Here is a 22126-nt window from a genome sequence, read left to right on the forward strand (position 1 = left end):
AGTTAAAACGGTGCGGCATCTATCTGCAAAACCGCTGGAAGACTGGTGATGGTGATCTGCTTGCCCTGCAACGCCGCCGGCTGGCCGTTCAGCCGCACCGCGTCCGGCGTAGCTGCCCCCGGCCAGGTATAAATCACGCCGCCGGGCGGCATGCGCGACATGGCTTCGATGCGCAATATGAGGCGGCCGCCCTGCGTCGCCAGCGTGTAGCTGAGCGGGCCATACGGCGTGCGCAGGCCGTGCACGCCGACACCGGCGCCTTGCAACCAGGCCTTGGGTATGCCTTCGCCCAGCAGCAGCGCGTGGTCGGATTCGCGTTCATAAGCGAACGTATCGAGCGCCGCGCGGATGTAGTCGGAGGAGATCCATCCATGCGGCATATCGCCGAGAAAGCGCGGCTGACGCGCATCGCGGCCGACCACTTCGGCCCACTGGTTCCACGCGGCCGGGCGCTGGTCGGCGTAGAAGTAATCCAGCAGTTCGGCGGCGCGTTCGCTCCAACCCAGGCGGATGAAGGCGCTGACGTTGCGCAGTTCGTAGGGCGTGTAGTCTTCCCAGGCTTTGCTGCCGTCGCGGCGGGCGCGGAAAAAGTCCCAGTATTTTTCGTAGGTCGCCTTCAGTAATGCCGACGGCAACTGCTGCTGTTCGCCGCCAGGGGTCAGTGCGATGGTCGACGAGGTGGGGTCGAAGTCGCCCAGTTCCGCCGCGCCGGGCATGTAGTCCACCTTGTGCGCGGCGGTGCTGGCGGCCAGCGAGGCGTACAGATCGTGACTGAACTCGTCGCGCTGGGGCGCCAGGCGCTGCGCGGCGGCGCTGTCGCCCAATACCGCCGCCATGTCGGCCGCGTCCTTGTAGCCGCGCATGGCCCAGAAGTCGTCCCAGTAGGAATGCATGGGTTTCTCGGAATAGCCTTCATGGCTGATCGATGCCGGCATCAAGCCGAAAAGCGGGCGGCGCTCCGGCGCCTGGTTGGCGGCCGTGCGCTCGGACTGGCGCAGCGTTTCCATGTACCGGGCGGCGGCGTCCATGCGCGGCCAGGCGCCGGCCAGCGCGGCCTTGTCCTGCGTGTAGCGATACAGCTCGGCGGCGAGGAAGATCAACTGGCCGTGGCTATCGTTCTCGGGCACCGGATCGGCGCCACGGCGGTCGACGCAGCACGGTACTTTGCCGTTGCCGAACTGGTATGGCGCGTACCAGCGGAGATAGTCGGCGGCGATATCGGGCTGACCGAGGCGCAGCAGTGCTTCGGACATCATGGCGCCATCGCGTATCCAGGAGCGGCGGTAGGAACGCGTGCCTGGCTGTAGCGCCGCGCCCTCGCGGGTCATCAGGATATGGGCCAGCGACGAGCGCAGCGTATCGGCCATGTGTTGGCCGGCCGGCGGCATGCTGAGCGTGACCTGATTCAGTTTGGCCCGCCATTCGCCCGCCACGCTATCCTGTTCCCGCGCAAGCCAGGCGGCGTGCCGGCCGGTTGGCGCAGGCATGGCGGCGCCACCAGCCATCGGCAAAATGGCGCCCAACACGGCGCTGCCATGCGGCGGCAGCGTGATCTCGTAGGTCAGCGCCGCCGATGCCATGCCGGTGTCGTCGTGCGCGGTCGCGCCGGCGCCCGCCGGCAGCAAGCCGGCATCGAACGGTATCAGCGCCACACGGGTCGGGCGTTCCAACGGATAAACCTTGGCGTCGCCGTTGATCGTCAATGCCCTGCCATCCCACGCCAGGTCGTTGATCGCGCTGAAGCCGCCGGGCGTGTTGAGGAACTGGCGCGGCGCATTCACCTGGAATGGCCGTATGGCCAGCACCAGTTTCAATTTCCGGCTCGCGCCAGTCAGGTTTTTCAGCTCGTAGCGGGCCAGCAGCTGCGACGACGCGGGCGTTCCGGCCGCCGCAGCGGTCACGCTCAGCGTCCACGAAGGAAGCCGCCACAGCACCGTCGGCACCGGAAGATAGCCATCGCGCAGGCTTTGACTGACTTCGACGTCGGCCCAGCTGACCAGCGCTCCGCCATCCTCGACGAATGGCTCGACCGAGAAGCCGCCCTGCCGTGCCTCGATGGCGCCGTCCTCGGAAATCAGCGCGCTATGATCGCCACCGCCGTCCACGCCCACCAACGTCCAGTAGGATTGCTGGCCAGAGAAGCCGCGCGGATACAGGCCGCGTCGCTCCCCCTGCGCCAGCGCCGAGATGAAATCGTTGGGCGTGGCGCCGTAGGCCAGGTCCTTCAGTTCCACTTCCGACAGCGCATAGCTGCTTGCCGGGCCGTCGTGCAAGGCAAGGCGCATATAGCGCGCTTCCGATTCCGGCAAGCGCAGCGGATCGGCGCCGCCGTTGCCGCTGACCACCCGGCGCACCGTGCGCCAATTGACGCCGTCGGTGGAGAGTTCGATATCGTAGCGGCGCGCATGGCGGCGCCCCTGCCAGTGCAGCACCAGCCCGCCGAATTCGCGCTCGGCGCCCAGGTCGATCACCAGCTGCTGGCGTTTGCCGGCGGCGCTGATCCACGCGGTCGTCGCCTTGCCATCCAGCGCCAGCGCCGCCCCACCCTGCGCAGACGCGGACGAGGCCTGTGCAGTGGCTTGCGGCCAGGCCTTGGGCGTCGGCGCAAGTTCGCGGATCGCCAGCTGACGAATGTAGACCGAGCCGCTGCCGCCGCCACTGCCGGCACTGACGACAAATTCGATACGGTCGGCATGGGTCAGGTTGCGGTCCTTGGCAGGTCCCCATGCGAACAGCACCTGGCGCTTCTTGATACGCACCAGCTGCCACTGCTTGGGAAACGCGTAGTTCTGCTGCTGGAACCACCAGACGTTGTCGCCGCTGGCGTCGGTCAGCTTGAACTCGAAGTGATTGACCGGCGCATCGGCGCGGATGTAGAACGATATCTCGTAGTTCTCCGGCAGATCCAGTGGCAGGCTGCGGCGGGCAAAGGCATAACCGCCCTTGCCGGAAAAATCGAAGTCCAGCCGCAGGCCGCCGTCGGCCGCGCTGGCCCTGGACAGCACGCCGTCCGAAGCCTGCGCCTGCCACAAGCCGACATTCGAAAAGTCGTCCAGCACGCCGGCCTGCGCCGCCAGCGCCGCCCACAACATGGCCAATAATGTGACGATGCGCTTCATCCCTTGACGCTCCCCACCAGCAGGCCCTGTATGTAGTAGCGCTGCAAACCGAGGAACAACAGCAGCACCGGCAGGATGGTCAGCACCGAACCGGCCATCATCAACTCGTTGTCCTGCACGTGCTCGCGCGACAGCGACGCCAACGCCACCGGCAACGTGTAGAGGTCCTTGTCGGTCAACACAATCAACGGCCACATGAAATCGTTCCACGTGCCGAGGAAGGTAAAGATCCCCAGCGTGACCAGGATAGGCGTCAGCAACGGCAGCACGATGATGCGGAAGATCTGGAACTCGCTGGCGCCGTCCATGCGCGCGGCCTCCAGCAAGGCGTCCGGTATCGTCAGCGCGTACTGCCGCACCAGGAAGATGCCGAAGATGCCAGCCATCGCCGGCACCAGCACGGCGCCGTAGCTGTTCACCAGTCCCATATACTTCAGCAGCAGGAACAGCGGCAGCATCGCCACCTGGCTCGGTATCACCAGCGCGCCGAGCATGACCTTGAAGATGCGGTCGCGCCCCTGGAAGCGCAGCTTGGCGAAGGCATAGCCGGCGCTGACGTTGAACAGCAGCGACAGCAACGTCGCCGCGCACGACAACAGCACGCTATTCAACAGATACTTGCCGATGCCCGCGTGACCGAACAGCTCACGGTAGTTATGCAGCGTGGCGGAGCGCGGCAAGAGCGGCAACGGGAAGCTGCTCGATTCCCCGGGCGCCATCAACGACGTCGACAACATCCACAGCAACGGGAACAAGGTCAACGCGCCCGCCCCCAGCATCAAGGCATTCAACAGCAGCGCGCGCGGTTTGTTATGCAAGGCGCTCATGCGTCCACTCCTTTGGCGACCCGCAGTTGCAGCAGCGTGACGCAGAACATGATCGCGAACAGCACGAACGCCACGGCGGATGCGGCGCCCAGGTTCCACCACTTGAAGCCCTGCTCATACATGAAGTACAACACGCTGACCGTGCTTTGCACCGGGCCGCCCTGCGTCATCACGTACGGTTCGGCGAACAACTGGAAGTAGCCGGACATGCTCAGGATGCTGACCATCAGCAGCGTCGGTCCCAGCATCGGCCAGGTGATGAAACGGAACTGCTGCCACACGCCCGCGCCATCAAGGCCGGCGGCTTCGTACAAATCGTCCGGGATGCTTTGCAGCCCGGCCAGGAAAATGATCATGTTGTAGCCGAAGTTCTTCCACAGCGCGAACAGGATAATCGCCGGCATCGCCCAGTGCGGATCGTTGAGCCAGTCAACCGGCGAAATGCCCAGCAGTTCCAGCCCATGGTTGATCATGCCGTAGCGGGTGTGCAGCAGGTAGCGCCAGATCACCGCCACCGCCACCAGCGACGTCACCACCGGCGCGAAGAAGGCGGTGCGGAACAGGCCCTTGAAGCGCGTCAGGCGCGAATGCAGCAGCAAGGCCGCGCCCAGCGACGCGGCGATCGACAGAGGAACCCCCACCACCACGAAGTACAGCGTATTGCCCAGCGCCTGCCAGAACAGCGGCGTTTGCAGCAGATCGGCGTAGTTGCGCAGGCCGACAAAACGCAGGTTGCGCAGGTCGGCCAACGCGTAGATGTCGAAGTCCGTCAGACTCATGACCAGCGCGGCCAACACCGGCAGGAAGAAGAACACGCTGATGACCAGCAGTGCCGGTCCGGCGAAGCACCAGGCGGCGCGTTGCGAGTTCATTTACCCTCCTTGCGCGCCAATATCCAACGGCGCTTTTCCAGGATATGGTCGGCCTTCGCATCCAGTTCGACGGCTGCTTGTTCGACCGTCAGCTCGCCATGGGTGACGCGCTCGGTGACCAGACGCATCTCGGTGGCGATCTGCTCCCATTCCGGCACCTTGGGCGCCGGCTTGACGCGTTCCAGCTGCTGGCCGAAGGCGTTGGCGTACTTGTCATCCGCCAGCGGCGCGTGCTGCCAGTTGCTGCGGCGCGGCGGCAGGTCGCCGGTCAGCTCGTGGAAGCGCGCCATGCTGTCGGTGCTCGACAGGTATTCGATCAGTTGCCACGCCTCGCGCTGATGCTTGGAGGACGCCGCCAGCACCAGGCTGGAGCCGCCCGCAACCGAAGCGGCGGGGCCGGATGGCCCGGGCAGGATGGCCGTCATCCAGTTGTCCTGCTGGTCGGCCGGCAGGCGGCGTTTGAACTCGCCCATATTCCACGGGCCGGAAATGTAGAAGGACACATAACCCATGCCGAATTCGTGATACACATTGGTGATGCGGTTGAGCGGCGCCAGCTTCTGCGAATACATGTCCGCGTACAGCTGCAGGCTGCGGCGGAAACCGGCGGTGCGAAAGTTACCGTAGCGGCCACCGTCGCGCAGCAGCGGCTCGTCCTGCTGCAATGCCAGCGCCAGCAGCGGTTCGAACTCGTCGCTGGGCAGCAGGATGGCGTAGTTGTCCGGTCCGACGATGCGCTTGATCGCCGTCATCGCCTTCATCCAGTCCGCCCAGTTCTGCGGCGGCTTGGCGTAGCCTGCGCGGGCCAGCATGTCGCGGCGGTAGAACATCACGCGGGTATCGACATACCAGGGCACGCCCCATAGCTTGCCATCGACGATATTGGTGTCCCAGATGCCCGGAAAATAGTCGGCCGGCGCCACCAGCTGCGAAGCCGCCACCACGCCGTCCAGCGCCTGCAAGGCGCCGATGGCCTTGAACTCCGGCACCCAGGTATTCCCGAGCTGGAAAATATCCGGCATGACGTCGCCGGCGAAGGCGGTCAACAGCTTTTCGTGCGCGGCGGTCCACGGCAGCTGCTGCACCTCGACGCGCACACCGGGGTGGGTGCGTTCGAACTCCGGCATCAGCGCGGTGACCACCTCGCCCTCGCGGCCCATGGCCCAAAACTTCAGCACCACGCCCTCCTCCCGGCGCGGCGCGCAGGAGGTCAGCAGGGCGGCACAGGCCAACACCAACAGTGCCGGAGAAAAGCGCATGGTCATTTCGACAGCCAGCCACCGCTGAAGCCGGCGCGCTCAAGCCCGCGACGGATGGCGGAATTGCCGCGCATGACGCGCCAGATCAAATCGCTGCGGTAGTTCTCGGTCATGGCGATGATCGGTCCCTGGTCGATACCGAGATAGTCGTTGTCCACCCAGCCTTTGCCGGCCACCATGCGGCCTTGCTGCAGCGGCAGCTTGTACGCGAAGCTAGGATTGAACGCGTCCAGGAAGCCGTAGCGGTCATAGATAAAGTCGCCGTAGCGCTGCTTCATTTCAAGTACGGCGGGGATCACGATCTCGGGTGCGAACGGCAGCGATGCGGCGACGGCGGTCGGCGCCAGCGTGCAATCGTCATAGGTTTTCAGGCCGCCGATGCCGCGCGCGGCATAGGTGTGGAACGGTATCTGCCGGCCTTCGTATTCCAGCGTCTTGTCGACCGGCCCATCGCTGGCGGTGATGCCCCAGACGTTGGCGCCGTAGCCCTTGCAGCGCAGCGGATTGCTGATCGCATAGTCGCGCTGCGCATAGGTGGCGCGGCGGCTGTTTTCGAAGTAATCGTAGCCGCGTTCGCGCATGTACTCGTCGCGGATGTTGCGGAAGTCGATCCATACGTGGCTGTACTGGTGGATGAACATCGATGGGAAGCCCAGATGTTCCTTGTCGCCCTTGCCCTCCAGGCTCTTGGCGTAGTTGCTGGTCCAGGCCTTCCAGGCGTCCGGCTGCACCGGGTGCGAGGGCGAACCCAATGCCAGCACGTAGACCAGCATCGCCTCGTTGTAGCCCTTCCAGTCGTAGCCGATAAAGCCCGACTCGGGATGCCAGCCCAGCGCGATGGACGGCTTGCGCGCCTGGGCCCAGGTCCAGTCGACGCGTTCGTAGATTTCCGCCGCCAGCTTGCGGATTTCCTTCTCGGCGGCGTCGTCGCCGTCGAAGTAGGATTGGCAGAACAAGGCGCCGGCCAGGAACAGCGCCGTGTCGACGGTCGACAGCTCAACCTTGTCGTTGTGGCGCAGCCCTGTTTTCATGTCGAGGAAGTGATAGAAGAAGCCCTTGTAGCCGCTGGTGCTGGTGCCTTTGGCCGCCCCCTGCGGTGCGGTGCGGAAGAAACGCAAGGTGGCCAGCACGCGGTCGCGCGCCTGCTGGCGCGTGATGTAGCCTCGCTCAACGCCGACCGGATACGCGGTCAACCCGAAACCCACCGCCGCCACGCTGGAAAAAGAAGGCGTCGGATGACGGTCCGGCACCAGTCCGTTGACGGGATTGGCGGTGTCCCAGAAAAAGTCGAAGGTGCGTTGTTCCAGCTGATCGAACAGTGGCGGCAGCTGGTTGTCGCGCGCGGCGGCGGCGCCGGAGAACAGCGCGGCGACGACAAGAGCGAGGCCGGCCAGGGCGTGCGGCGTGCGGCGTAAAGCGAGGGGCATGGCAAGTGACATGGATCGTTTTCTTCCAATGGCGAGCGCACGAGGCGCGTCAGGAAACCGCCGCTCCCCCTGGACAGGGAGCGGCACTACACAACGGTACTACGGCCGGGATCAGAAGGCGTAGCGCGCGCTGAATTTCACGGTGCGCATCGGGCCGCCCACCGAGTTTGGCGTGCCCAGGTTCTTATTGTCGCCACCCAGGCGATTCTGCGGATTGCCGGGCCCACCGCCCCAGCCGTCGTAACCGCCGTAATTGACGCTGTTGAACAGATTGAGCACGTCGGCGCGCAGCGCTACCCTGCCGTAGCGGAAACCGACTTCCTTCGACAGGCCGACATCAACCTGGTGGAAGGCGCTGCCGTTGCCCTTGGCCGACACGCAGTGATCGAAGCCGGTCGAGCAATCGGTGATGCGGTAAGGCAGGCCGGAACCCAGCGTCAGCTTCCCGGATACCATCATCCCCCATGGCAGCAGGCCGTCGCTCACGCCGGCCACCACCAGGCGATGGCGCTCGACATCGGTCGACGGATTCCAGCCAGAGGTATTGCGGCCATAGGTCCAGTTGAAGATGTCGTTGGTCCATTCCTTGTTGGTAGTCTCGCCGCGGCTGTAGGTATAGGTCGCGCCCAGGCTCCAGGTGGAGGCCTTGGTGTATGGCTTGTCCATCTTCAGGTAGGCCGAATCGGTTTTCGCTTCGCTGACAAAGTCCCCCAGGATCAGCGTGCCGAAGCCGGGCACCGAACCCCACAGCGGATCGATCGGGCTTTGCGTGCCCCAGCCTCCCTGCGGATCGCGGTTGCCGCCGAACCAGTTGAACTGGTTGTGGCTGCGCGAATTGGTGTAGCCGGCCTCGCCGTTCCAGATGCCCAGCGCCTGCCGCAGGCCGAAGCTGAACTGGTCGGTGTAGGCCATCTTGTGGTCGCTCTTGATCATCCAAACCTCGCCGCCGGTCTGCGCGTTCTTCTGCGCTTCGTCCAGCGCGTGGTTGGCGATGGTGCGGTCGTACGCCCTGCCCCAGCCGGCGAACAGCACCGAGGCGCGGTCGCCCTTGATGTCGTAGGACAGGCCCAGTCGCGGCGCCCACGCGCTCTTGAACGGCTTGCGGTTGCTGCCGTTGCTGATGTAGTCCTTGATGTTGATGCCGCCCTTGGCCAGCGACTGCGCGTAGGTCTGGCCGGCCGGCGCGCCATTGCGCGGATCCTGCTTGTCGAAGATGGCGACACGGCCGGCCGGCGTGGCATAGCTGTCGTTCAGCATATTGTCTTCGTAGTCGTAGCGCAGGCCGAGATTGAGCAGCAGCTTGTCGCTGGCCTGCCAGTCGTCCTGGAAGTAGACCCCGTACTGATTGTTGGCGAAGTTGACGCCCGTCGCCGGCACCGCCGGCTCGGTGCGGATGATGCTCGCCAGGCCGGTCACGGTATCGATGCGCTCGATCAGCTTGTCGACCGCGAACGCGGTACCCGACAAGTCATAGGTGATGTGCTTGACCTTGACGCCGGCCTTCATCGTGTGGCCAGCCATGCCGGTGTAGGTCAGGTCGTCCTGCAGCAGCGTGCCGCTCTGCTGGCGGAACTGGTTGTTGGGGGAGCCGCCGACGATCAGCACATCGACCACGTTGTTGTCCGTATTGCTGGGCGAGACCTGGTACTTGATGTACGGCTTGTTGGCGTTCGCATGCGGATTCCAGCTGTATTTTTCGTAGCCCAGGCGCGCCTCGTTGAGCCAACGGTCGTTGCTCCATTCGTGTTTAAAATCGAAACGGTCCTCGTTGTTGCTGCGGTTGAGGACATTCTCGGCCACGCTCAACTTGGCGTCTTCCGGTATCAGGTCGCTCTCGCGGCGCACGCGGGCGATCGCCTCGATGCGCTGGTCGCGGTCGACCTGCGCATCCACCTTCAACAGAAACAGGTTCTCCTTGAAAGTCGAAACAGCGGCGCCCTGCTGCGCCAATAGTCCCGGCACGATGCCGGCATTGGGCAACAGGTCGGTGCGTTGCGCCACCACCTGGCGCGGACTGTCGATCTTCTTGCCTTCGTAGGCGAAGAAGAAGTGCGCCACGTCCTGCTTGATCGGGCCGCCCAGCGTCATGCCGTACTGGTCCTGCGACGACGCCGGCCGCGCGATGCCCCCGCGCTCCGCGCTCTTCTGGAACGGATCGAGCGCGGTCAGGTTGGTGCCGGTGTGGTCCCAGAACACGTCGCCATGCAGCTCGTTGCCGCCGGATTTGGTGACGGCGGTGATCGCGGCGCTGGACACCTGGTCGAACTCCGCCTTGTAGTTCTGCGAGATCACCTTGTACTCGGCCACCGCCGATTGCGGGAACGGATTGCCGCGGCTGGAATCGATGCCCGAGACGCCGCCGCGCAGGATGTTGTTCTTCTGGCTGACGCCGTCGATGAAGACGTTGACGTTGTCCTGGTTCTGCGCGCCGCTCTGCACCTTGACGTTGCCGCTGCCGTCGACGTTGAAGCGCACGCCCGGCGCGAGGTCGGCGAAGGACAGGAAATTGCGCGTCACCTGCGGCAGTTTCTCGATCTGCTCGCGCGAGACCGAGGTGCCGATCTCGGAGCCGGCGACGTCGCGCCGCGTGGCCGAGCCGGTGATGAGCACCTGCTGCACCCCACCCTGCAAGGCCAGATTGACCTGGCTGGTCTGGCCGACGCTGACGGTGACCAGCTCCGCCTTCTGCTCGCCGACCTTGATCTGGTAAGTGCCGGGGGCGACGCCGCTCAGCACATAGCTGCCGTCGGCGCGGGTGGTGGTGCGGTAGGCGTAGCCGTTCAGCTGATTGGTTGCCGTGACCGCGGCGCCGGCCGACGGCGCCGCGTTGGCGGCCGTGACCTGGCCCTGGATGGTGGCGCTGCTCAGTTGCGCGCCGGCGTGGGGGACGGCCAGCAAGGCGGCGGCCAGCGAGGCCGCCATGACGGTAAGGCGTAATGCCGGCAAATGCCGTGGGCTTGTTTTCATGTTTGTCTCCTGATTTTTTGTTGTGTACATCTAGGCATGAAGCGGAACTGCGATTTATGTGGGTGTGCCCTCTCCAGTCGAAGCGCGCGCCACCAGCTCGGCGCCCAATGTCTGCGCGGTGGCGGACACGCTACCCGGCTGGCCGATCTTGGCGACCAGGCTTTCCAGCGCCCGCACACCCAGGTCGGCGATCGGGACTCGAACGGTAGTCAGCGCCGGGCTGACATACCGCGCAATCGGAATATCATCGAAGCCGGCCAGCGCCATGTCGCGCGGCAGCTGCAGGCCGCCCTGCTTGAGCGCCAGCAGCGCGCCGATGGCCATCATGTCGTTGGCGGCGAACAGCGCGTCGGGACGCAGCGCCGCGTCCATCTCCAGCAGCACCTGGCCGACCGCCTGGCCGGACTGCTCGGAGAAGTCGCCTTCGTAGACATGTTCGGCGGCGCCCGGCGCCAGTGCGGCCAGCGCGGCGCGGTAGCCGCGCAGGCGCTCCTGCGCCTCGAAGTTGCCGGCGGGGCCGGCCAGGAAGGCGATGCGCCGGTAGCCGCCCGCCACCAGGTGCGCCACCATGGCGTATGCGCCGCTGTAGTTGTCGACCGAGATGGATGGATACTGGGTGCCGCCGGCGGCGGTGTTCATCAGCACGATGGGCAGGTCTTCCGGCAGGTTATCGGACAGGAAGGCGGCATCGACGTGCGGCGACATCACCAACAGGCCGTCGACGCGGCCACGCATGGCGCGGATCGCCAGCGCCGCTTCGTCGGCGTCGCCGTGCAGGCTGGAGACCATCAGGTGCAGGCCGCGGCGGCGCGCGGCGCCGTCTATGCCGCGTATCATCTCCGAGAAGAATTCGCCATACAGGTCGGGCAACAGCACGCCGATGGTGTTGGTGAAGCTGGTGGTCAGGCTGCGCGCGCCCACGTGCGGCATGTAGCGCATGCGCTTGACCACGGCCAGGATGTGCTTGCGGGTGTCGTCGGTGATGCTGGCATGGCCGTTCAGCGCCCTCGAAACGGACGCGACGGATACACCCGCCTCCTGTGCCACATCCTTGATAGTGATCGCCATTTATTGCTTTCAGAAAAATGTAACCGGTTACATTGTGATCGAAAAGAAAACCGGCTACGTTTTATGAAAATGTAACCGGTTACATTCGATATCGATAAGTCTACCCGCGTTTTGTCGAGGCTGTAAAGCGATTTTCAGAACATTGCACAGCGCTGTTATAATTTTCTTTTTTTGCAACAATACCATTTCATGAAGACTCTGCTGACCGCTGCCCTGCTGCTTTCCACCACCGGCGCCAGCGCCTTCGAGCGCCAGGACTGGCTGGACGACTACGCGGCCCTGAAAACGGCGCTGGAACAGCGCTACGCCAACCTGGCGTGGTTTGCTTCCCCACAGGGCGGCGTCGATCTGCCTGCGCTCGACAAGCGCACCCGCCGCCTGCTCGACAGTGCCGACGACGACGCGATGGCCAAGGCTGCGTTATCGGCATTCGTGAGCGGCTTCCACGACGGCCACTTCTCCTCCGCGGGCGCCGTGCTGCAAACGAAGATCGCCCATCCGCTGGCGCTGCCGAAGGTGGACTACTCGCGCCTGAACGCGGTGCAAGCCTGCGCCGCGCTGGGTTACGGGCCGGCCCGCGGCGCTGCGTTCTCGCTGCCGTTCGAAGGCCTGCCGGGAACCTTGCTGGAAGCGGACGGCCTGACGCGCGCCTTCCGCTCCGGCGTGGTCGCGGCGCCGGACGGCACGCGGCTCGGCGTGGTGCGCATCCCGCGCTTCCGGCCACAGGACGCCTCCCCCGCCGCCTGCGAACAGGCCTGGTCGGAGCGCCAGGCCAGGGGGCCGATGAGCGAGGCCGACGTCAAGCCGGTCAAGGACGCCGCCAACGCGGCCTGGCTGCGCATACTGGCGGCGCAACTGGCGCGCTTCCGCGAACAGAAGGTGGCGGCGGTGCTGGTCGATGTCGGCAGCAACCCCGGAGGCAACGACAGCGGCGATTGGGCGGCACGCCTGTTCACCGGTCGCGACGTGCATTCGGCGCGCATGATGATGAGTGCCGCGCCGCTGGCGGCCGCGTATTTCGATGAGCAGCTGGGAGGCCTGCGCAAGGCGCAAAAGGAACGGGATGCCACGCCCGAGGCCCAGGCCGCGCTGGAACAGGCGATCGCCGCGTTCGAAGCGCGCAAGGCCGGCATCGCGGCGCGCGGCTGCGACCTGTCGTGGGTATGGAGCGAACAGCGGCCGTGGCAACCGAACGGCTGCAGCCGCCTGATCGACGCCGGCTACGCCAGCGGCCAGGCCAGCTACCTGCCGCCGAATGCCTACGGCAACCAGAAGATCGCCTCCAGCGTCTACTGGGCGGCCGAGGTGGACGCATTGCGCGGGGCCTGGACCGGTCCGGTGTACGTGTTGAGCGACGGCGGCACGGCGTCGTCGGCGGAGATGTTTTCAGCGCTGATGCAGGATGCGGCGGGCGCGCGCATCGTCGGCCGCGCCAGCGCCGGCGACGGCTGCGGCTTCATGACCGACGCACCGCCGGTGGTGTTGCCGCATTCGCGCCTGCGCTATCGCATGCCCAACTGCGTGCGCCTGCGGGCCGACGGCGGCAACGAGGTGGCCGGCGTCAAGCCGGACCTGCCGATCCTGCCGGCCGATGGCGAGTCCGACCGCGAACGCGCCTGGCGCCTGCTCGATGCGGTGGCGGCCGACCTGCGTGCCCGCAGCGTAAAACCTTAAAGCGACCTGACGAACTCGCGTATGCCGCCGAGCAGCATTTCGACCGACATCGCGGTCAGGATCAGGCCCATCAGCCGCTCGAAGGCGGTCATCACCTGAGGGCCGAGGACTTTTTGCAGCTTCTCGGCGCTGAGGAACACGGCCAGCCAGACCACGCCCACGGCCGCCAACGCCGCCACGTGCACCAGCACCTCGCCGGTGCTCTCGCGCGAGAACAGCAGCACCGTGGCCAGCGCCGACGGCCCTGCCAGCGCAGGTATCGCCAGCGGCACAATGAAGGGCTCGCCGCCTTCGGTGCGACCCAGCACGCCGTCCGGGTGCGGGAAGATCATGCGGATCGAGATCAGCAGCAGGATCACGGCGCCGCCGATGCGCAGCGACACTTCCGACAATTGCAGCGCTGCCAGGAAGTGGCGACCGAAGAACATGAAGACCAGCAGCAGCACGAAGGCGATCGCGCACTCGCGGATAACGATGCGCGAGCGGCGCGCCACCGGCACCGGGTTGAGCACGCTGGCGAACAGCGGCACGTTGCCGAACGGATCGGTCACCAGCAGCAGCAGGATGAAGGTCTGGAAAAAGTTCTGAGTCATGGTATTCCTGGGTCAAATGAAAAACGGGAGCCGAAGCTCCCGTTTGCAGTGTACCACCAGATTCGGCTTAAACCGATTTGCGGCGGCGTGCTACCACACCCATCAGGCCCAGGCCAGCCAGCAGCATGGCGTAGGTTTCTGGTTCTGGTACTGGTGCGGTTGCGTAGGTGTAGGTCACTTGGGCGTAGCCGTCCAGGTTGATACGTGGCTTGTAGGTGGCGTTGCCGCTGCCCGAAGTCACCTGAGTGGACCAGCCGGTCAGCAATGCGTGGAACTCGTCGCCGCCGATGAAGGCGCTCAGATCGGTGTTCGACGACAGCAGAACCACGGAACCGCTCTCGGTCCATGGCGACAGCGTGACCTGGCCGGTCTGACCTGGGTTCAGGTTGAAAGTCTTGGTGACCGAGCCGATCGCCGAAACGGTATTGCCCAGCAAGTCGCCGTCGATCTGGCCGCCAGCCGTCACGATAAAGTCGGTAGCGATGCCGCTGACAGCATTGTTGGTCACTTCGATCGAGCCGCTCAGCGTGTTGAACAGTTCAAACTTGACCGAAGTCAGGGTGCCCAGCGACGAGTTGAACTTGGCGAAATGCAGATCGCCGTCGTTGTCTTCAACGTTGATTGCAGTGTTCGAAGTGATGGTCGGCTGCACAACGGTCGCTGCGCTAGCACCCAGGGCCACGGTCATGGCGGCTGCGGCGAAGAAGGTTTGAGTCAATTTTTTCATAGTCTTTTCGGAATTCGTTGTCGTTAGGTTCGAATGCTAAGCTTAGGCGGCGCGCGATTTACGCTTGGCCGCGAATGCCAAAACACCCATACCCAACAGCAGCATGCCGTAGGTCTCTGGCTCAGGCACTGGAGCAGCGTTGTAGGTGTAAGTCACGTTACCTGCGCCATTCGCCCAGGTCGTGAACGTATTGTCGATGACCTGGCCGGAAACGCCGCCCAAGGCCGAAATCGACAGCATGGCGCCGACGTTGCCGGTGCCGGTGAATTGACCGAAATCAGCAGCGTTCAGCGTAACGCTGCTGCTCAGGTCGGCGGTACCGGTCTGGCCGACGACGTTGGCGGTGTTTTTTACTGCGGTCACCGAAGCACTGAACAGCGTCTTCGAATCGCTACCCAGGTTCAGGCCGGCAGGACCGGTCAGCGACATCGTCGACGTCAGCGTGAAGACGGCGGTCTTGTCTTTCTTCGTGCTGCCATTGGTGACAGTCACCTGGCCATTCAGGTGCGAACCGTAATCGATTTCGATTCCGGTCAGGGTACCCAGCAGGGAGTCGAACTGCTTGATGTTCAACAGGGTGAGGATGTTGGTTTGGGTGCCAGCGGCAACGCTGGTGATGTTGTAGCTGACGGTGTCGGCCATCGCAGGAGCCGCGAACACGCCAGCGACTACGCAAATTGCTGCGGCAGCAAAGTTTTTCAGTTTCATTCAATTTCCTTAAAAATGTGCCGAGTAGCGGCGCTGTGAGGCAACCGCAGAGATACTGCCTGCTGCCACTTGCATAATTAACGCAATCTTAACACAAAATGTCCTAATTGCATTTCTTTTTGCACATCGGACAGATTTAATTTGCAACTTTAGTTGTCATATGGAATACATTCTTTATCCATGACGCGCAAATAAGAAAAGCGGCCAGTGGCCGCTTTTCTGTGGAGCAATAAACGCAATGCACAGGCGTTTAGTTGCCGCTTTCGCCCTTCTTGATCCATGCCGCCAGCTGATGCGGACGGATGCCGTCGTAGTCTTCGAACGGCTGGTGGATCCACGGATTGTGCGGCAGTTCTTCCATCTGGTAGTCCGGCTTGAACACCGAGCTGCCCTTGGTCCAGATCACCGCCGAACGCACTTCGGTCACGCCTTCGAAGTTGTCGGTCAGATGCTTCATCACCTTGACCAGCGTGACGCCCGAATCGGCCAGGTCGTCGACCAGCAGGATGCGGCCGCTCAGCGGACCCTTGGTCATCGTCATGTACTTGGCGATGTCCAGGTCGCCGCGCACGGTGCCGGCTTCTTCGCGGTACGAGCTGGTCGACAGGATCGCCAGCGGCACGTCGAAGATGCGGGAGAACACGTCGCCAGGACGCACGCCGCCGCGCGCCAGGCACAGCACCTGGTCGAACTTCCAGCCCGACTCGTGCACCTTGAGCGCCAGGCGCTCGATCAGGCGGTGGTACTCATCCCAGGAGACCCAGAGGTGTTTGTCGTTCGTTTGTGGGGTCGTCATGTTTGCAAATCCTTCTTATTACTCGAATGGATGACGCAGCACGATCGTTTCCTCACGATCCGGGCCGGTCGATACCATGTCAACCGGCACGCCGACCAACTCTTCGATACGTTTGATGTAAGCGCGGGCGGTGGCAGGCAGCGCCGCCAGCGACTTGGCGCCCACGGTGCTGTCGGTCCAACCCGGCATTTCTTCGTACACCGGCACGCAACGGGCGGCTTCTTCAGCGCCGGACGGGAAGATGTCCACGGCCACGCCGTCGATGGTGTAGCCGGTGCACAGCTTCAGCGTTTCCAGGCCGTCCAGGACGTCCAGCTTGGTCAGGCACATGCCCGTCACGCCGTTGATCTGCACCGAACGGCGCAGCAGCGCCGCGTCGAACCAGCCGCAGCGGCGGGCGCGGCCCGTCACGGTGCCGAATTCGTGGCCCACTTGCGCCAGGTGATGGCCAACGCCTGCATCGGTAGGCAGTTCCGAAGGGAACGGGCCGGAGCCGACGCGGGTGGTGTAGGCCTTGGTGATGCCCATGATGTAGTGCAGCATGTTCGGACCGACGCCGGCGCCGGCGGCGGCATTGCCGGCCACGCAGTTCGACGAGGTGACGAACGGATAGGTGCCGTGGTCGACGTCCAGCAGCGAACCTTGCGCGCCTTCGAACAGCAGGTTGGCGCCGGCCTTGTGCGCGGCGTACAGCGCGCTCGAGACGTCGGTCACCATCGGGCGCAGGCGCGGCACGTAGGCCAGCGCGTCGTCCAGGGTCTTCTGATAGTCGACCTTGGGCGCCTTCAGATAGTGTTCCAGCACGAAGTTGTGGTAGTCCAGGTTCTCGGCCAGCTTTTCGGCGAAACGGCTTTCGTTCAGCAGGTCGGCGACGCGGATCGCGCGGCGCGCAACCTTGTCTTCGTAGGCCGGGCCGATGCCCTTGCCGGTGGTGCCGATCTTGGCTTCGCCACGCTTGGCTTCACGCGCCAGGTCGAGTGCCGAGTGGTAAGGCAGGATCACCGGCGCCGCGTCCGACACCTTCAGGCGCGACGCGACTTCCACGCCGACCTTTTCCAGCTTGTCGATTTCGCGCAGCACGTCCGGCACCGACACCACCACACCGTTGCCGATGTAGCAGGCCACGCCCGGGCGCATGATGCCCGACGGGATCAGTTGCAGCGCGGTCTTGACGCCGCCGATGACCAGCGTGTGGCCGGCATTGTGGCCGCCCTGGAAGCGGACCACACCTTGCGCATGATCGGTCAACCAGTCGACGATCTTGCCTTTACCTTCATCGCCCCATTGGGTACCGATGACGACGACGTTTTTTGCGTTTTTCTTTGACATCACACTAACCTAAGTTTTTAAGAATCCAGTTGCTACCATTATCGTCGAGAACCAGAGCGCGATCGCACTCGAACTCGTCCAGTTCGTTGCTGTGACCCGGCATGCTTTGGATCACGACCTCGCCGGACTTGCGCAGTTCGGCGATTTTTTCCTTCAATTCCGGCGCATTGCCCCACGGCGCGCGGATCGAATGCTTGCGCTCCGCGGTCGGCAGCAGGCGCGCCAGTTCGCGCAGGTCGAGCGAGAAGCCGGTGGCGGGACGCGCCCGGCCGAAGGCCTCGCCTACGTGATCGTAACGGCCGCCGCGCGCCACCGCGTTCGGCAGGCCCGGCACGTACAGCGCGAACATCGCGCCGCTCTCGTACTGATAGCCGCGCAGGTCGGCCAGGTCGATCGCCACGTCGGCGCGATTGATGGCCGAGGCCGCCAACGCGGCCAGTTCGGCCAGCGCCTTGCCGATGCCCGGCAGCTCCGGCAGCACTTCGCGCGCGCGCTTCAATACTTCGACGTCGCCGTACAGATTCGGCAAGGCCAGCAGCGCGTCGCGCACCACCGGCGAATAATCTTGTGTCAATGCCTGCAGGCCCGGCACGTCTTTGGCGCGCAGCAGCAGGTACAGCTGGGCTTCATCCTTCTGCGCGGCGGCGTCGCCTTCGAGGATGGCGCGCAGCACGCCCACATGCGTCAGGTCCAGCCGCACGTCGGTGAAGCCGGCCAGGGCCAGCGACGCCAGCGCCAGTTCCTGGATCTCGGCATCCGCCTCCAGGCCGGCGTGGCCGTAGATCTCGGCGCCGATCTGCAGCGGCTCGCGGGTGGCGTGCAGGCCCGACGGACGGGTATGCAGCACGCTGCCGGCGTAGCACAGGCGGGTGACCGAGTCGCGGTTCAGCAGGTGGGCGTCGATGCGCGCCACCTGGATCGTCATGTCGGCGCGCAGGCCCAGCATGCGGCCCGACAGCTGGTCCACCAGTTTGAAGGTGCGCAGATCGGTATCCTGGCCGGCGCCGGTCAACAGCGACTCCAGGTATTCCAGCAGCGGCGGCATCACCAGTTCATATCCGTACAGACGGAAATTATCCAGCATCAGACGACGCAACTCTTCAATCTTGCGCGCTTCCGACGGCAAAACGTCGGCAATATTCTCAGGCAAAAGCCAATTCGGCATGGGGAGGCAGTTTAAAAATGAACAATGTGGCGCACGCGCCGAGACCCGTGAAGCGGAAGGCCGAACCTGATATTTTACGCGAAAATGCGTTGCGGGAGGGGAAAAAGATACGCCGGGGAGCCATTCGGCACCCCGGCGCAGGTCAGACTTTACTTTCCTGCTTTACTTCTTGGCGGCAGCCGCAGCGGCCGGGCCGGCGGCGCCGGAACCCTTGAAGTACTTGAAGAAGTCCGAGCTCGGATCCAGCACCATCACATCGCTGCGGTTTTTAAACGTGGCGCGGTAGGCTTCCAGGCTGCGGTAGAACTTGTAGAACTCCGGGTTCTTGCCGAACGCGTCGGCGTAGATCGCCGAAGCCTTGGCATCGCCCTCGCCGCGGATCTGCTCGGCGTCGCGGTAGGCTTCGGCGATGATCACGGCGTGCTGGCGGTCGGCGTCGGCGCGGATCTTCTCCGATTCGGCGTTACCGGTCGAACGCAGCTCGTTGGCCACGCGCATGCGCTCGGCCTTCATGCGCTCGTACACCGAGTTGTTGATCTGCTCAACATACTCGACCCGCTTGAGGCGCACGTCGATGATCTCGACGCCGATCTGCGACGATTCCGCCACCACCTTGGCGCGGATCGATTCCATCACCTTGCCGCGCTGGCCGGAGATCACTTCGCCCACGGTGCGCTTGGTGATTTCCTCGTTCAGCGCCGCCTTGACGATCTGCGACATGCGGTCGCGCGCGCGGCCCTCGTCGCCGCCGAAGGTCACGTAGTACAGCTTGGGCTGGCTCTCGGCGCGGCCGATGCGCCACTTGACGAAGCTGTCGACCAGGATGTTCATCTTCTCGGCCGTGATGAAGCGCTCGGCGTCCGGGGTCTCGATGGTCATGATGCGGTTATCGAGGTAGACCACGTTCTGGAACGGCGGCGGCAGCTTGAAGTGCAGGCCCGGTTCGCGGATGACTTCCTTGATCTGGCCCAGCGCGAACACGATGGCGTACTTGCGCTGGTCGACCACGAACATGGTGGACGACAGCAGCAGGAACGCGACGAAGGCCGCAATGAGGGTACTGGCTATGCGGTTCATTAACGACCCTCCCGTTCACGTAAGGCGTCGCGGGCGCGTGAATCGCGCTGGCGACTGACTTCCACCTGCGGCATCACTTCGGCCGGCAACGCGGACGACGACGACGAGGCGGCAGCCTGCGAGGCGGCGCGGGCGGCAGCGGCGGCGCTGTCGGTGGCCGCGGCCTGGGCGATCATCTTATCGAGCGGCAGGTACAGCATATTGCTGCCGGACTTGGCGTCGACCATCACCTTGCTGGTGCTGGTGAAGATCTGCTGCATGGTTTCCAGATACATGCGGTCGCGCGTGACGCCCGGCGCCTTCTGGTACTCGGCCAGCACCTGCTTGAAGCGCGAGGCGTTACCGGTGGCGTTCTCGGTGATCATCGAGCGATAGCCCTCGGCTTCCTGCAGCAGGCGCGAGGCGCTGCCGCGTGCGCGCGGAATCACGTCGTTGGCGTAGGCCTGGCCTTCGTTCTTCTGGCGCTCGCGGTCCTGCCCTGCGCGCACCGCATCGTCGAAGGCGACCTGCACCTGCTCCGGCGGCTGCACCGCCTGCAGCGTCACGTTCGAGATCAGCACGCCGGAAGCGTAGCGGTCGAGGATCTGCTGCATCAGCTGCTGGGTTTCGAGGGCGACCTTGTCGCGGCCCTCGTACAGCACGAAGTCCATCTTGTTCTTGCCGACGATTTCGCGGATCGAGGTCTCGGCCACCTGGCGCACGGTTTCCTCCTCGTCGCGGTTGTTCACCAGCCAGGCCACCGGGTCTTTCAGCTTGAACTGCACGGCGAACTGGATGTCGATGATGTTTTCGTCATCGGTCAGCATCAGCGATTCGCGCGCCTGCTTGTTCTTGAGGTTGCTGCGGTAGCCGATCTCCACCATGCGCATCTGCGAGACCTTGACGGTTTCGTCGCTCTGGAACGGATACGGCCAGCGCCAGTTGAAACCGGAACCGGTCACATGGCTGATCTTGCCGAAGGTGTAGACCACGCCGGCCTGGCCCTCCTGCACGATGAAGGAGCCGCTGGCGAGCCAGATCAGGCCGATCACGGCGCCGATCGCGCCGGCGGTGGCGCGCATGCCGGCCAGGTCGGGACGACCGCCGCCGCCGCTGCCGCCGTTGTTGCCGCCGTTGCCGTCGGGACGATTCTTCTGACCGAAGAAGCTGTTCAGGCGCTGATTAAAATCGCGCCACAGCTGCTCCATGTCAGGCGGCCCTTCGCCGGGCTTCTTGCCTTCATTGGCTTGCGGCTTGCCGTCTTTTTTGCCCGAGCCCCAGTGGGGATCGTTCAGCGACAGCTTCAGGCCGAGACGTTTGATAAGTGACGAGACACGCATTAGTGTGATCCGACATGAGTGAGGGTGGGACTGCTATCCGGCTCGGTTGCTGCTTCGCCTGCTTCTACGCTGTGTTCTTCGCCCGTGTCGTAAGCCTGATTGAGCCGGGCACCCGGCGCGTTCTTGGCCCATTCGACGATGGCGCCGCGCATGAGGTCCAGCCCCAGCCCGGTGCGCGCACTGAGGAAAACGCGGGAAATCTTATCATATTCATCGCGCTCGACCGAAGGCTCCAGCCCGGCGGCGTCGATCTTGTTCCACACCAGGATCTGGGGGATATGATCGGCGCCGATTTCCTTGAGCACCAGGTTGACCTGCTCGATCTGCTCCATGCGCACCGGCGACGAAGCGTCGACGACGTGCAGCAGCAGGTCGGCATGGATGGTCTCCTCCAGCGTGGCGCGGAACGCCGCCACCAGCTGGTGCGGCAGCTCGCGCACGAAACCGACCGTGTCCGAGATCACCACGTTGCCCACTTCCTGCCCCATGTACACACGGCGCGAGGTGGTGTCCAGCGTGGCGAACAATTGATCTGCGACATACACGCCAGCCTTGGTGATGGCGTTGAACAGCGTCGACTTGCCGGCATTGGTATAGCCGACCAGCGACACCGAGAACGTCTGGCTGCGGCCGCGCGAACGGCGCTGGGTTTCATGCTGCTTGCGCAGCTTGTCCAGGCGCGCGCGCAAGGCCTTGACCCGCTCGCCGATCAGACGGCGGTCGGTCTCGAGCTGGGTTTCGCCAGGGCCGCGCAAACCGATACCGCCCTTTTGACGCTCGAGGTGGGTCCAGCCGCGGATCAGGCGGGTGGCCAGATGCTGCAGCTGAGCCAACTCCACCTGCAGCTTGCCCTCGTGGGAGGCGGCGCGCTGGGCGAAGATGTCGAGTATCAGGCTGGTGCGGTCCAGCACCCGGATGTTCAGGCGCTTTTCCAGATTGCGCTGCTGGGCTGGCGACAGGGCGTGGTTGAAGATGACGATTTCGATGCGGTGATCCAGCACGGCCAGACCGATTTCATCGGCCTTGCCGCTGCCGACGAAATAGGCGGCGTCCGGGGAGGAACGCTTGGCCGTGATCGTCGTCACCGGTTCCGCACCTGCCGAGCGAGCCAGCAGGTTCAGTTCCTCGACGCTGGCGGCGAAGTCGCCCTGACCGAAATCGATACCGACTAGAGCTGCGCGCATACGACGGTCAAGGCT

At 64.3% G+C, this 22126-nt stretch carries 17 protein-coding genes; 1 reads left to right on the forward strand and 16 read right to left on the reverse strand.

Annotated elements, in window-relative coordinates:
* Nucleotides 1-2: 2 nt before the first annotated feature.
* From AC1RMD_RS05285 to AC1RMD_RS05315, 7 genes are all read right to left on the reverse strand, one after another.
* Nucleotides 3-3119: a discoidin domain-containing protein gene (locus AC1RMD_RS05285; protein WP_492924326.1), complete on the reverse strand. Its 3117-nt coding sequence runs from the start codon at nt 3117-3119 to the stop codon at nt 3-5.
* Nucleotides 3116-3946: a carbohydrate ABC transporter permease gene (locus tag AC1RMD_RS05290; RefSeq protein ID WP_492924328.1), complete on the reverse strand. Its 831-nt coding sequence runs from the start codon at nt 3944-3946 to the stop codon at nt 3116-3118. The genes AC1RMD_RS05285 and AC1RMD_RS05290 overlap by 4 nt, the downstream gene beginning before the upstream one ends.
* Nucleotides 3943-4818, reverse strand: coding sequence for a carbohydrate ABC transporter permease (locus tag AC1RMD_RS05295; RefSeq protein ID WP_492924330.1), 876 nt, complete (start codon nt 4816-4818; stop codon nt 3943-3945). Before AC1RMD_RS05295 ends, AC1RMD_RS05290 begins: the two co-directional genes overlap by 4 nt.
* A complete protein-coding gene (locus AC1RMD_RS05300; protein WP_492924332.1) occupies nt 4815-6077 on the reverse strand; it encodes a sugar ABC transporter substrate-binding protein in 1263 nt (420 codons plus the stop codon). The genes AC1RMD_RS05295 and AC1RMD_RS05300 overlap by 4 nt, the downstream gene beginning before the upstream one ends.
* A 2-nt stretch (nt 6078-6079) precedes the next feature.
* The gene (locus tag AC1RMD_RS05305) at nt 6080-7516 is read right to left on the reverse strand and encodes a glucoamylase family protein (RefSeq protein ID WP_492924334.1); all 1437 of its coding nucleotides are present in this window, start codon (nt 7514-7516) and stop codon (nt 6080-6082) included.
* A gap of 99 nt (nt 7517-7615) precedes the next feature.
* A complete protein-coding gene (locus AC1RMD_RS05310; RefSeq protein ID WP_492924336.1) occupies nt 7616-10471 on the reverse strand; it encodes a TonB-dependent receptor in 2856 nt (951 codons plus the stop codon).
* A 54-nt stretch (nt 10472-10525) separates the two neighbouring features.
* Nucleotides 10526-11539, reverse strand: a complete 1014-nt coding sequence (locus AC1RMD_RS05315) for a LacI family DNA-binding transcriptional regulator (protein ID WP_492924338.1) — start codon at nt 11537-11539, stop codon at nt 10526-10528.
* A 189-nt stretch (nt 11540-11728) separates the two neighbouring features.
* Between AC1RMD_RS05315 and AC1RMD_RS05320 the strand changes: the two genes are divergently transcribed.
* Nucleotides 11729-13213 (forward strand): S41 family peptidase, encoded by a 1485-nt coding sequence (locus tag AC1RMD_RS05320; RefSeq protein WP_492924340.1) that lies wholly within the window; start codon nt 11729-11731, stop codon nt 13211-13213.
* Here AC1RMD_RS05320 and AC1RMD_RS05325 read toward each other — a convergent pair.
* The 9 genes from AC1RMD_RS05325 to hflX all read right to left on the reverse strand — a co-directional run bounded on the left by AC1RMD_RS05325 (nt 13210) and on the right by hflX (nt 22111).
* Entirely contained in the window at nt 13210-13806 is a 597-nt protein-coding gene (locus AC1RMD_RS05325; RefSeq protein ID WP_492924342.1) for a MarC family protein, read from the reverse strand. The genes AC1RMD_RS05320 and AC1RMD_RS05325 overlap by 4 nt on opposite strands.
* A 67-nt stretch (nt 13807-13873) precedes the next feature.
* Complete coding sequence (locus tag AC1RMD_RS05330) at nt 13874-14533, reverse strand: choice-of-anchor E domain-containing protein (RefSeq protein ID WP_492924344.1); 660 nt, start codon at nt 14531-14533, stop codon at nt 13874-13876.
* A 42-nt stretch (nt 14534-14575) separates the two neighbouring features.
* A complete protein-coding gene (locus AC1RMD_RS05335; protein ID WP_492924346.1) occupies nt 14576-15241 on the reverse strand; it encodes a choice-of-anchor E domain-containing protein in 666 nt (221 codons plus the stop codon).
* A 250-nt stretch (nt 15242-15491) separates the two neighbouring features.
* Nucleotides 15492-16037 (reverse strand): phosphoribosyltransferase, encoded by a 546-nt coding sequence (locus AC1RMD_RS05340; protein WP_217945404.1) that lies wholly within the window; start codon nt 16035-16037, stop codon nt 15492-15494.
* 18 nt (nt 16038-16055) lie between these two features.
* Nucleotides 16056-17366: an adenylosuccinate synthase gene (locus tag AC1RMD_RS05345; RefSeq protein WP_020701999.1), complete on the reverse strand. Its 1311-nt coding sequence runs from the start codon at nt 17364-17366 to the stop codon at nt 16056-16058.
* Nucleotides 17367-17370: 4 nt separating this feature from the next.
* Nucleotides 17371-18531: an ATP phosphoribosyltransferase regulatory subunit gene (locus tag AC1RMD_RS05350; RefSeq protein ID WP_492924349.1), complete on the reverse strand. Its 1161-nt coding sequence runs from the start codon at nt 18529-18531 to the stop codon at nt 17371-17373.
* Between the two features lie 162 nt (nt 18532-18693).
* Nucleotides 18694-19608, reverse strand: a complete 915-nt coding sequence (gene hflC / locus AC1RMD_RS05355; RefSeq protein WP_492924351.1) for a protease modulator HflC — start codon at nt 19606-19608, stop codon at nt 18694-18696.
* Nucleotides 19608-20927 carry an FtsH protease activity modulator HflK gene (hflK, locus tag AC1RMD_RS05360; RefSeq protein ID WP_492924353.1) on the reverse strand — a complete coding sequence of 440 codons (1320 nt, stop codon included), beginning with the start codon at nt 20925-20927 and terminating at the stop codon, nt 19608-19610. Before hflK ends, hflC begins: the two co-directional genes overlap by 1 nt.
* Nucleotides 20927-22111, reverse strand: a complete 1185-nt coding sequence (gene hflX / locus AC1RMD_RS05365) for a GTPase HflX (protein WP_492924355.1) — start codon at nt 22109-22111, stop codon at nt 20927-20929. The genes hflK and hflX overlap by 1 nt, the downstream gene beginning before the upstream one ends.
* Nucleotides 22112-22126: the final 15 nt, after the last annotated feature.

Source organism: Duganella sp. GW822-FHT06D06, assembly GCF_058799615.1.

Excerpts from the sequence above, each read along its gene's own strand:
- AC1RMD_RS05330 (WP_492924344.1), bottom strand. The coding sequence starts at position 14,533 with ATGAAAAAATTGACTCAAACCTTCTTCGCCGCAGCCGCCATGACCGTG.
- AC1RMD_RS05320 (WP_492924340.1), top strand. The coding sequence starts at position 11,729 with ATGAAGACTCTGCTGACCGCTGCCCTGCTGCTTTCCACCACCGGCGCC.
- AC1RMD_RS05305 (WP_492924334.1), bottom strand. The coding sequence starts at position 7,516 with ATGTCACTTGCCATGCCCCTCGCTTTACGCCGCACGCCGCACGCCCTG.
- AC1RMD_RS05290 (WP_492924328.1), bottom strand. The coding sequence starts at position 3,946 with ATGAGCGCCTTGCATAACAAACCGCGCGCGCTGCTGTTGAATGCCTTG.
- hflX (WP_492924355.1), bottom strand. The coding sequence starts at position 22,111 with ATGCGCGCAGCTCTAGTCGGTATCGATTTCGGTCAGGGCGACTTCGCC.
- AC1RMD_RS05345 (WP_020701999.1), bottom strand. The coding sequence starts at position 17,366 with ATGTCAAAGAAAAACGCAAAAAACGTCGTCGTCATCGGTACCCAATGG.
- AC1RMD_RS05300 (WP_492924332.1), bottom strand. The coding sequence starts at position 6,077 with ATGCGCTTTTCTCCGGCACTGTTGGTGTTGGCCTGTGCCGCCCTGCTG.
- hflC (WP_492924351.1), bottom strand. The coding sequence starts at position 19,608 with ATGAACCGCATAGCCAGTACCCTCATTGCGGCCTTCGTCGCGTTCCTG.
- AC1RMD_RS05335 (WP_492924346.1), bottom strand. The coding sequence starts at position 15,241 with ATGAAACTGAAAAACTTTGCTGCCGCAGCAATTTGCGTAGTCGCTGGC.
- AC1RMD_RS05340 (WP_217945404.1), bottom strand. The coding sequence starts at position 16,037 with ATGACGACCCCACAAACGAACGACAAACACCTCTGGGTCTCCTGGGAT.
- AC1RMD_RS05285 (WP_492924326.1), bottom strand. The coding sequence starts at position 3,119 with ATGAAGCGCATCGTCACATTATTGGCCATGTTGTGGGCGGCGCTGGCG.
- AC1RMD_RS05310 (WP_492924336.1), bottom strand. The coding sequence starts at position 10,471 with ATGAAAACAAGCCCACGGCATTTGCCGGCATTACGCCTTACCGTCATG.
- AC1RMD_RS05325 (WP_492924342.1), bottom strand. The coding sequence starts at position 13,806 with ATGACTCAGAACTTTTTCCAGACCTTCATCCTGCTGCTGCTGGTGACC.
- AC1RMD_RS05295 (WP_492924330.1), bottom strand. The coding sequence starts at position 4,818 with ATGAACTCGCAACGCGCCGCCTGGTGCTTCGCCGGACCGGCACTGCTG.
- hflK (WP_492924353.1), bottom strand. The coding sequence starts at position 20,927 with ATGCGTGTCTCGTCACTTATCAAACGTCTCGGCCTGAAGCTGTCGCTG.
- AC1RMD_RS05350 (WP_492924349.1), bottom strand. The coding sequence starts at position 18,531 with ATGCCGAATTGGCTTTTGCCTGAGAATATTGCCGACGTTTTGCCGTCG.
- AC1RMD_RS05315 (WP_492924338.1), bottom strand. The coding sequence starts at position 11,539 with ATGGCGATCACTATCAAGGATGTGGCACAGGAGGCGGGTGTATCCGTC.